The organism is Streptomyces sp. NPDC057543, from assembly GCF_042801895.1.
Classification (GTDB): domain Bacteria; phylum Actinomycetota; class Actinomycetes; order Streptomycetales; family Streptomycetaceae; genus Streptomyces.
Window position 1 is genome coordinate 1 of sequence record NZ_JBHVFF010000340.1, and the last position, 8,146, is coordinate 8,146.

11 protein-coding genes and 2 pseudogenes are annotated in these 8,146 nt (G+C 66.8%); 5 read left to right on the forward strand and 8 right to left on the reverse strand.

Annotated features, from left to right (window positions below; genetic code table 11):
• Positions 1 to 21: 21 nt before the first annotated feature.
• Both ACFU8Q_RS36190 and ACFU8Q_RS36195 read right to left on the reverse strand, forming a co-directional pair.
• Positions 22 to 831, reverse strand: a complete 810-nt coding sequence (locus tag ACFU8Q_RS36190) for a serine/threonine protein kinase (protein WP_384462781.1) — start codon at positions 829 to 831, stop codon at positions 22 to 24.
• Positions 832 to 934: 103 nt separating this feature from the next.
• Entirely contained in the window at positions 935 to 1,114 is a 180-nt protein-coding gene (locus tag ACFU8Q_RS36195; RefSeq protein WP_384462784.1) for a hypothetical protein, read from the reverse strand.
• A 298-nt stretch (positions 1,115 to 1,412) separates the two neighbouring features.
• Here ACFU8Q_RS36195 and ACFU8Q_RS36200 point away from each other — a divergent pair, with 298 nt between their 5' ends.
• Positions 1,413 to 1,892 carry a diadenosine tetraphosphate hydrolase gene (locus ACFU8Q_RS36200; RefSeq protein WP_384462787.1) on the forward strand — a complete coding sequence of 160 codons (480 nt, stop codon included), beginning with the start codon at positions 1,413 to 1,415 and terminating at the stop codon, positions 1,890 to 1,892.
• A gap of 203 nt (positions 1,893 to 2,095) precedes the next feature.
• Positions 2,096 to 2,764, forward strand: coding sequence for an alpha/beta hydrolase (locus ACFU8Q_RS36205; protein WP_384462790.1), 669 nt, complete (start codon positions 2,096 to 2,098; stop codon positions 2,762 to 2,764).
• Between the two features lie 66 nt (positions 2,765 to 2,830).
• On the opposite strand, the gene ACFU8Q_RS36210 is transcribed toward ACFU8Q_RS36205, so the two are convergent.
• From ACFU8Q_RS36210 to ACFU8Q_RS36230, 5 genes and pseudogenes are all read right to left on the reverse strand, one after another.
• Positions 2,831 to 3,331 (reverse strand): abortive infection family protein, encoded by a 501-nt coding sequence (locus ACFU8Q_RS36210; protein ID WP_384462793.1) that lies wholly within the window; start codon positions 3,329 to 3,331, stop codon positions 2,831 to 2,833.
• Between the two features lie 23 nt (positions 3,332 to 3,354).
• Positions 3,355 to 3,714: a hypothetical protein gene (locus tag ACFU8Q_RS36215; protein ID WP_384462796.1), complete on the reverse strand. Its 360-nt coding sequence runs from the start codon at positions 3,712 to 3,714 to the stop codon at positions 3,355 to 3,357.
• Positions 3,711 to 4,007: a hypothetical protein gene (locus ACFU8Q_RS36220; RefSeq protein WP_384462799.1), complete on the reverse strand. Its 297-nt coding sequence runs from the start codon at positions 4,005 to 4,007 to the stop codon at positions 3,711 to 3,713. The genes ACFU8Q_RS36215 and ACFU8Q_RS36220 overlap by 4 nt, the downstream gene beginning before the upstream one ends.
• A pseudogene (locus ACFU8Q_RS36225) lies at positions 4,007 to 4,444 on the reverse strand (hypothetical protein); the annotation flags it as partial. The pseudogene ACFU8Q_RS36225 and the gene ACFU8Q_RS36220, both read right to left, overlap by 1 nt.
• Positions 4,441 to 4,935: a GGDEF domain-containing protein gene (locus ACFU8Q_RS36230; RefSeq protein ID WP_384462802.1), complete on the reverse strand. Its 495-nt coding sequence runs from the start codon at positions 4,933 to 4,935 to the stop codon at positions 4,441 to 4,443. The gene ACFU8Q_RS36230 and the pseudogene ACFU8Q_RS36225, both read right to left, overlap by 4 nt.
• Here ACFU8Q_RS36230 and ACFU8Q_RS36235 point away from each other — a divergent pair.
• Positions 4,934 to 5,740, forward strand: coding sequence for a phosphotransferase family protein (locus tag ACFU8Q_RS36235; protein ID WP_384462806.1), 807 nt, complete (start codon positions 4,934 to 4,936; stop codon positions 5,738 to 5,740). The genes ACFU8Q_RS36230 and ACFU8Q_RS36235 overlap by 2 nt on opposite strands.
• A gap of 106 nt (positions 5,741 to 5,846) precedes the next feature.
• Here the strand turns inward: ACFU8Q_RS36235 and ACFU8Q_RS36240 are convergent, their stop codons facing one another.
• Positions 5,847 to 6,083: a hypothetical protein gene (locus ACFU8Q_RS36240; protein ID WP_384462809.1), complete on the reverse strand. Its 237-nt coding sequence runs from the start codon at positions 6,081 to 6,083 to the stop codon at positions 5,847 to 5,849.
• Between the two features lie 337 nt (positions 6,084 to 6,420).
• Here ACFU8Q_RS36240 and ACFU8Q_RS36245 point away from each other — a divergent pair.
• Together ACFU8Q_RS36245 and ACFU8Q_RS36250 are read left to right on the forward strand one after the other, a co-directional pair.
• A pseudogene (locus ACFU8Q_RS36245) lies at positions 6,421 to 6,768 on the forward strand (IS5 family transposase); the annotation flags it as partial.
• A gap of 93 nt (positions 6,769 to 6,861) precedes the next feature.
• Positions 6,862 to 7,521 carry a class I SAM-dependent methyltransferase gene (locus ACFU8Q_RS36250; RefSeq protein WP_384462812.1) on the forward strand — a complete coding sequence of 220 codons (660 nt, stop codon included), beginning with the start codon at positions 6,862 to 6,864 and terminating at the stop codon, positions 7,519 to 7,521.
• Positions 7,522 to 8,146 lie beyond the last annotated feature (625 nt).

Sequence of the window (8,146 nt, forward strand, 5' to 3'; positions counted from 1 at the left end):
CACCGACGTTAAACGTCAAGCTCAGGCCTCTGCCTGCCAGGCGTCGGCGAGTGAGCGAACGGAGGGGAACCGGCGCTCTGGTGCGGTAGCAGTCGCTGTCCTGATGACCTCCAACTGCTCAGGCGTCCCGCGCCACTGCTTCTCCTCGTCGCCAGCGTCCAAGAGGAGACGGAGCGCCCGGCCCAGAGCGAAGACGGTTGTCCGGATGTCGATCAGCGATCCGCGAGCGAACTCCTCTGGGGCCATATAGCGCGTCGACCCGGGCAGCCGGTCCGCCTCCAGGACGAAGGCGCTGGCCCGGTACTCGTCCAAGTCGCACAACACCATGCGGTGGTCATCGAAGTCGTACAACATGCATCCGTCATAGAAGTCGACCGCAACGAATCCAGCTTCCTCCACGGCCAGATGGGCAGAGAGGATGGCTTCCAGCGCGGCGTGGATTCGGGCAAGTGGCTGGGCCCTGAATCGCGCCATTGGACTGCCGGGAGCTGCCCGCCCCCCATGGCGTGACAGAGTTGGGTGGTAGAGAACCTCACCGCTCATCCATGGGTAGACCAGCACAAGGCCATCGTCTGTGCTGAAGGAACACTTCAGGGGAACGATGGCCGAGTGCGAGACGTTCTGGTGAAGCGACACTGCCTGCCGCAGGGAGGAGACCCCCTTCGGCGTCGAAGCGCCTTTCACGAACCAACGTTGCCCTGAAGCCAGCAGTCCGTATGAGGTGCAGCCAGAGTCCTGCTCTTCGAACTTCTGAAAGACGGTGCCCAACCGATCGAGAGCGGTTCCGAGTGCCGCAACGTGCGGCACGTGAAGAAACGGGTGCGTCGTCATTTCGCGCATGATGTCACTCACTTGCTGGCCTCGTGCACATTTCGTGCACTGCATGCTGCAGGTGGCCGGCAAGACTCCACGCCAAGCCCACCGCTCACCGTGCTCACTGTCGTGAACAGAAGAACTTGACAGGGAAGTCGACGGTCTGGCCGACCTGGTCGGTGAGGTTGACAGTCGGGATGGTCTCGCCCTGGGCGCTGTAGTAGCGGGCGAGGTGCTCGCAAGTGGGCGGGACGGTGCCGTCGGACAGGGTCGCCATGTAGTGGCGCTGGGGCTTCTTCACGGGGCTGACCTCCGAAAGAGGGGCGTGTAGGGCCGGGCTGTCCGGTCATCCGCACTGCCCAAGCCCCGGGCCGGGGTTGGGGCGGCATGGGGAGCCGTCAGACGGTCAGGGGCGATGGACGACGGGCCGGTGCAGGTCGCGGTGGTGAACGTGGACCTGGTGGCCTCGGCGGCGCAGGCGTCGGGCCAGCAGGTGGGCCGTTGCCGCTGCCCTTTTCCGGACTAAGGAAATGGCAGTCGACCGTGATTCCCCCGACATCCTCTGACGGGGCGCGATCGCGGCCGGGTAGGTTCTGGCCATGGTTGATGACTGGCGGATGGATCGGATCGGGAGTGCCCTGCGAGGCGAGAACCCCGCAGTTTTTCGGCGCTTGAACGCGGGGTTCGCAGCGATCGGCGATGTCCAGTTTCTCCCGGGCTACTCGGTGCTCCTGGTGGACGATCCCAAGGTGGAAAGACTGTCGGACTTGCCCAGGGACAAGCGGCTGGCCTTCCTGTCCGACATGGACCAACTGGGAGAAGCAGTCGAGCGAACATCCCGTCGCGTGGACGCGGCCTTCCGACGGGTCAATCTGGAGATCCTGGGCAACACCGACGGGTTCCTGCATGCGCACGTATGGCCCCGTTTCGAATGGGAGCCGACCGACTTGGTGCGAATGCCGGTGTGGCTCTATCCCCGCGACAGGTGGACCGACAAGCAGTACTCACTCGGCCCGCAGCACGACCCGCTGCGCAAGGCGATCGGAGACGAGCTGGACCGCCTGCGCTCGGCGAACTGACAGCAGGCAATCACGAGACGGCCATCTTTAGCAGGCGGGGGAGGTGGACGTGGAGGTGCTCGACTACGACTTCGCGGTCCCGGTCCCGCAGCGCTCGGGCAAGGAGTTCTGCAAGTGCGCTGGCCGTTTTCCGGACTACGGCGGCTGCGGCCATGGTCCGGAGCTAAGATCACCGGTCTGTACCCCAGAGGAGGCGGGCGGATTTGGCCGCTGTGGTGCTTGTTCACGGCCTGTATCACCGTCCCGAGCATTTCGCCGTGGTGGCAGAACGCTTGCGCACCGCAGGATGCGCGGTTGTCGTTCCTGAGCTCCACCGCGGCTCATTGTCTGCTGACACAGCCGCGGTCCAGGCTGCCGTCGACGCGCTGCCGGAGCTTCCGATTGTGCTCGGCCACTCCTATGGCGGGTCGGTGATCACTGGGGTGCGTGGGGCGAGACACTTGGTCTATCTGGCGGCCTTCGTGCTGGATGTGGGCGAGAGCGCGGCTGTTCTGGGCGGGGTGTCCCCGCAGCTTCAGGACGCGATCAACCCTGAGCCCGACGGCTCGACCAGCCTGCACCCCGACCGGGCTGTCGAAGCCCTCTATGGCGATTGTCCCGAACATCTCGCTGCCTGGGCGGTTGGCCTACTGCGTTCGCAAGCCCCCGGCTGCGGGCGAGGAGTTCCACAGCACCACAGTTGGAAGCACGTTCCCTCCACCTACATCGTCTGTGCGCAAGATCGGGCGATTGCCCCGGGCTTGCAGCGGATGATGGCCTCGCGGTGCAACGACGTGCGCAAGTGGCAGACGGGCCACTCCCCGTTCATAGGACGACCCGAGCTCATCGTTGAACTCGTGCAGGAACTGCTCGCCAGCAAGGCGAAGATCTGACCCGTGTTGATGACAGGGCCGCTCGGCGAGGGTGGGATGTTGTACGCGTACAACATCCCACCGCAGCTACAGCCCGGGCCCGTCCGCAGCAGCGGCGCCGCCTTCTTCGTGGGTCTCGTACAGGAAGACGCCCAGTGCAGATGCGCTACCGGCCACAAGGCGCGCGTGCCGTGAGGTAAGACGCTGTGATGCTTGCGCTTTGGACCGGCCGTGACCGGTGCCGTACCCGTTTCGCAGCTCAGCTGTCCCTTGCACGATCTGCCCCAGGCTCATCATCATCCGATTGATGGTGCCAGCGGCGGCTGACGAGTCTAGGTGGTCGGGAGTCAGCTGGAGGCATCTGGTGGTCTTACGCAGCAGGACAAGCAAGTCATCGTTCTTGTCATGCGGGACCTGGCGTTCGTCGAGGACGGTCTTCAATGCGGGCGGCTGTCCGGTGTGCGTAGCCAACGGCTTCCTGCTGGTGGACGTGTGGCGGGGAGTGCCTGGTGAGGGGCTCCTTGGGCGTGGAAGGGTGGGGGTGCCCCGGGGTGTCTGGCCGGCCACATGGCTGGTGACGGAACGCATCGCCTCGGGGCATCGCCGTGGTGTCAGGCGTGTTCGTCGGCGGGCCAGGAGCTGCGGGGGTGGCCGGCGCGGAACCGCTCCAGGACGGTGCGCTGCGCGGGGAGGGCAGTCGTCATCGCGTACCGCCGCTCTCGTGGGCTTCGATCAGGTCGCCGATCGGGTTGGGGCTGGCGGCCTCCGCTGGCCTCCGCCAGGGTGTTGGTGGAGCGAGGGGAGCGGGGTCGGGTCGGGCGCTTCTGCGCGAGGGCCAGGAGCTCGCGGTTGCGTCGCTGCTGCTCGGGCGTGAGCGGTCGGGCCTTCGGGCCGTCGCGGTGCCAGAGCGGGGAAGCGGGCGGCTCGGGGTAGGCGAGGTGGTTGGCGTCGTGCTGTGGGGTGTTGCTCATGGGGGCCTCGAGGTGGAGGGGGTCAGGCGTGGTCGCCGGCGCTTGGACTGGACGGCGGAGGCGAACCTGCCGAGGCGGGCCTCAACCGGGTTCGCGGCGATCCAGTCCTCAGCGCACGCCTTGTGGACGGGCTCGTTGGAGTGGGAGCGCATCGGCGTGGGCTGCTCGCACAGCGAGCAGGGGCGGTCCTGCCAGTGGTCGAAGTGCTGGCTGTCGCGCCAGTCGAGGAGGCCACCGGGGGCCGGGACCAGACCCGGGTCCCACGGCGGCTTCTTGCCTCGTGTGCGGGGCACGGCCGCAGGTCGGGCAGCTGCTGGAGGACCTGCGCGAGCAGGTCGACGGGCGGCTTCCAGGGGCCGAGTTGCCCGCGTGCGGGGACGGGCAGGGCGAGCTCCTGGACGTCGTCGAACACCAGGTGCCACGCGTCGGGCTGTGCCCACTCGGTGCAGGGCGGGGATCCGGCCTGGTCCTGGTGGCAGCCGACCAGCCGTGCCACGCCGATCACGGCTCCGGTGACCAGATCGCGGCCGCGGATCGTGCGGGCGACCAGGGGGAGGCGCAGGGCAGGCCTGTCGATGCTCTTGCCCGCGTGCAGCAGCACCCAGCCAGGCCGCCACGGGCGAGGTCGGTTCTCCACGGTTTTGGCACCCGTCAAAATGCTGGTGGCCCAGGGCTGGCGGACCGTGATGCCTCGGATCCAGTTGCCCTCGAGGAGCTGGGTCGGTGTCATGCGGGTTGCCCCTGTACGGCGGTGCCCGGGCGGCCGTACCGGCGGCCGTTGACGCTCGGAACGCGAACGTGGTCGGGGCGGGCCTGAACGATGCTGACGGTGTGTTTGCCCTCGTACATCGCCGCATCGGCCGCCCTCGTCAAGGTCGGCAAGTCGCTGCTGGCGACGGCGGCCGGGGTGGCGGCACCGAGGGAAACGGACAGCGGCAGCAACCCGTCCTCGTAGGGGACGGGGCGGGTCATGAGGCGGGCCAGGTGCTCCAGGCGCAGGCCTTGGTGACGGGGCTCGATACGTGTAAGGACGGCGAATTCGTCGCCTCCGAGGCGGCTGGCGACACCGCGGGGTCCGGCCCACTCGCTCAGGCGAGCCCCGCTCGCCGCGAGCGTGGTGTCACCCGCCGCGTGCCCGTGGTGGTCGTTGAGCTGCTTGAAGCGGTTTTCCCGGACTCCGGCGTCGGAGCTTGTGTAACTGATGGCAAGATCGCGTTTCATGACTTTCGTTTCGTGGAGTACTCACGCTGTCGAGCTCCAGCCCGGAAGCGTGATCAAGAGGTTTCGGCGTGAGGGGTGCGAGCGGGAGTGGCGTGCGCTGACGCTGCTCGCTGCGTATGCACCGGACTTGGCCCCTGTGCCGCAGAGCGCGGATTTTGTGGCCGAAGAGCCGGTCGTGGTGATGTCGCGCCTGCCAGGTGAGCCGCTTCGAGGACAGTCGCTCAGCGCTCAGCAGTTGAAGGCCCTGGCTGCTGCGGCAAGTGAGCTGTATGCGGTGCCTGCGGACGTCCTGAGCGAGATCCCCGCCAGGCCCGGTCGCCAGCACGAACTCATCGCCCAGATTCGCGCTTGGGCGCCGCGAACTCGTCCACGAGTCAACCGTGAGGTGGGCGAAGCCATGGACCGCGGCCTCGCATGGCTGGCCCACTCGGGGATGGACCGAGTTGACCAGCCGGATGTCCCTCTGGTGTTCGGTCCCGGCGACGGTAATCTCGCCAACTATCTCTGGGACGGCTCCCGCGTGCGGGTCGTCGACTTCGAGGACTCTGGTCTCAGCGACCGTTCATTCGAACTGGCAGAGATCACGGAACACGTCGCCAGCTGGGTCGACCAGTCTCTCGATGCCGAGGCGTTCTTGGATCAGTTCGATTTGAATGCTGCCGAACGTGTTCGGCTTCCGAAGGTCCGCAGGTTGCTGGCACTCGTGTGGTTGTTCCTGCTGTCCTTCGACGACCCTGAATACCCTCGTAATCCGCCAGGAACGGCCGAGCGGCAAGCGGCCCGGCTGTCCAGGCTCCTCGCCTGAGACCATGCTCTGGCCTTCAGCCCCCAGAGCTCAGGTGGCATTCGAAGCACCATGATCGTGCCCTGGACGCAAGGCGCGGTGTGAGGTGGGCCGCGCCTCGCGTGTGTCAGGGTTTCCTGATCTGCGGGATTCCGAGATCGGCGATCCGGGCTGTGTTCTGGTTTCGGGCGCGATCCATGGCGGTGAGTTTGTTGCGTGCGGCTTCGAGGCTCACGCGAAGGCCTTCTTCTTCGCCGAACCAGCCGTTGAGCTTGGCCTCCGCGATGCGCTCGGTCAGGCTGCGGATGATCTCGATCAGTCGCGTCCGTTGAGTGGGGTCGACTCGAAGCATGGGGCAGCGCATGCAGGCGTTTGCAGCGCGTCCCGTAGGGCCGTCCACAGGTGCCGAGCTCGAGTTTGCGCAGCGCGAAGCGCTGTTGGAACTCGCGCCATTCTTCTCCTGTCGGTTCTCGGCACTCCGCGGCCGGCCGCAGGGATCGTCGCTGATCGAGGAAGGAGCGGTAGGAACGGATCAGGTCTTCCTGGAAGACCGCCAGCTCATCGGCGGCTGCCCTTGCGCAGGGTGATCCAGGTGGTGACCAGGGCGGCGGCGACGCCGGTCGCGCGGTGGGCGGCCGGGTTCATTAGGACTTGTCCGGCCGATCATGTGACTGATCCACATCTAGGTCATTGACGTGGACATGGGGCGGAGTGATCTGAGTGATGCCGAGTGGGAACGGCTATGGCCGTTCCTGCCGCTCAGCAAGGGTCGTTGTGGCAGGTGGCGGGATCACCGGCAGGTGATCGACGGGATTCTGCACCGGGTGCGCACCGGCGTGCAGTGGCGTGACCTGCCCGAACGGTTCGGCCCGTGGAAGACGGTCTATGAACGGCGCCGGCTGTGGTCGACCGACGGAACCTGGGAGCGTCTGCTCCAGCAGGTCCAGGCCGAGGCCGACGCGGCCGGGGAGATCGACTGGGACATCTCGGTGGACTCCACCGTCGTGCGGGCCCATCAACACGCCGCCGGTGCCCGCACCGACCCACCACCGGCTGATGGCCCAGCTGAACCGCTGACGGCTCATCGCCGTCAGCGGTTGCCCGACGTGTCCCAGACGGTCGACCTTTGATGGACTCATGTCATGACGACATTGCTGCCCCGCATCCTTCGAGCACTTGAACAGTTCCATGTCGCCCATCCCTGGGACCACAACGCCCACTACCACCGGCGGATCCTGCGCCAGCTCCCGAGACGCTTCAACAGCGCCTTGGACGTCGGATCGGGCAGCGGTGGCCTTGCCAGGCTCCTGGCCTCACGGGCAGGAGGAGTGGTGCACGGCATCGACGTCGATGCCGCCATCGTCGCTCGCGCGCGGGAGCTCACAGCCCCGACAGCCCCGGTGACCTTCACTGTCGGAGACGCACTGAACGAGATACCGCTTGGCCTCTACGACGTCATTACATGCGTCGCCACCATCCATCACCTGCCGTTCAGCGACGCCCTAACCCGCTTTCGACAGCACCTGGTACCCGGCGGAACACTGGTCGTCGTCGGTCTCTACCGTCCGCAATCTCGGAGCGACTACCTGATCGACGCCGTCGCCATTCCGTCGAATGTCGCCATGGCATGGATCAAGAACAGGGGCCGCAAGTCACCGCGACCGACCTCGATGACTGCCCCGACCCGACCGGCGACCATGAACTTCGCAGACATCGTGCGCGAGGCTCGCCACGAACTACCCGGCGCACGGCTCCGCCGACGACTGTTCTGGCGCTACACGCTGGTCTGGCACCAGCGCTGAACGGTCAGCGCGCCACGGTCTGGCATCGGAACGAGTTGAAGCTGTCGAACTCGTGAACATCTGCTCCGTCCACCAGTCGCTGCCTCCATCCACAACACCTGTCGCGCACACGGCACCGAACGAGTCATGCCACTGAGCTGGGAAAACGTGGTGCCCTCAGCGTCCATTCGACCCTCAAGCCCGAGAGAAATGACGTGCCGGGCCGCGGAGCGGCGGCCGTAGGCGCTGGCGGTGCAGGTGCGGCCCTCCTTGCCGTACCGCCACGGGTTCTCTTCTGCCGGGGAGCCGTCGTTGACGTAGACCAGGTGGGAACCGCGCATCCCCTTGGCCGACGCGTCGTGCGAATTCTGCACGAACTGGTCCGCAGCGGGATGGATTCCGTCGAACACGGCGGTCAGGGCGCGGACCAGGGCGAGGCCTCGATGGCGCGGATGCGATCGGTCATGCTGGGTGTGCTCCTCATCTCGGATGCGGGGTGCAGGGGTGTGCGGGGCGGCCGGCCCCTTGCCGATGCTGCGGGCGCCCCGTAGTGCCACCCTCCCCCGCCCGGGGCGGGGGCCGACAGAACCCGACGCACCCGGCGCCCGACCCCCGCCCCCCCGCGCAAAAATCTGGGTTTGCGTGT

Excerpts from the sequence above, each read along its gene's own strand:
- ACFU8Q_RS36210 (WP_384462793.1), bottom strand. The coding sequence starts at position 3,331 with ATGCGTTCCGTCACCAGCCATGTGGCCGGCCAGACACCCCGGGGCACC.
- ACFU8Q_RS36250 (WP_384462812.1), top strand. The coding sequence starts at position 6,862 with ATGACGACATTGCTGCCCCGCATCCTTCGAGCACTTGAACAGTTCCAT.
- ACFU8Q_RS36215 (WP_384462796.1), bottom strand. The coding sequence starts at position 3,714 with ATGAGCAACACCCCACAGCACGACGCCAACCACCTCGCCTACCCCGAG.
- ACFU8Q_RS36240 (WP_384462809.1), bottom strand. The coding sequence starts at position 6,083 with ATGCGCTGCCCCATGCTTCGAGTCGACCCCACTCAACGGACGCGACTG.
- ACFU8Q_RS36200 (WP_384462787.1), top strand. The coding sequence starts at position 1,413 with ATGGTTGATGACTGGCGGATGGATCGGATCGGGAGTGCCCTGCGAGGC.
- ACFU8Q_RS36230 (WP_384462802.1), bottom strand. The coding sequence starts at position 4,935 with ATGAAACGCGATCTTGCCATCAGTTACACAAGCTCCGACGCCGGAGTC.
- ACFU8Q_RS36235 (WP_384462806.1), top strand. The coding sequence starts at position 4,934 with ATGACTTTCGTTTCGTGGAGTACTCACGCTGTCGAGCTCCAGCCCGGA.
- ACFU8Q_RS36190 (WP_384462781.1), bottom strand. The coding sequence starts at position 831 with ATGACGACGCACCCGTTTCTTCACGTGCCGCACGTTGCGGCACTCGGA.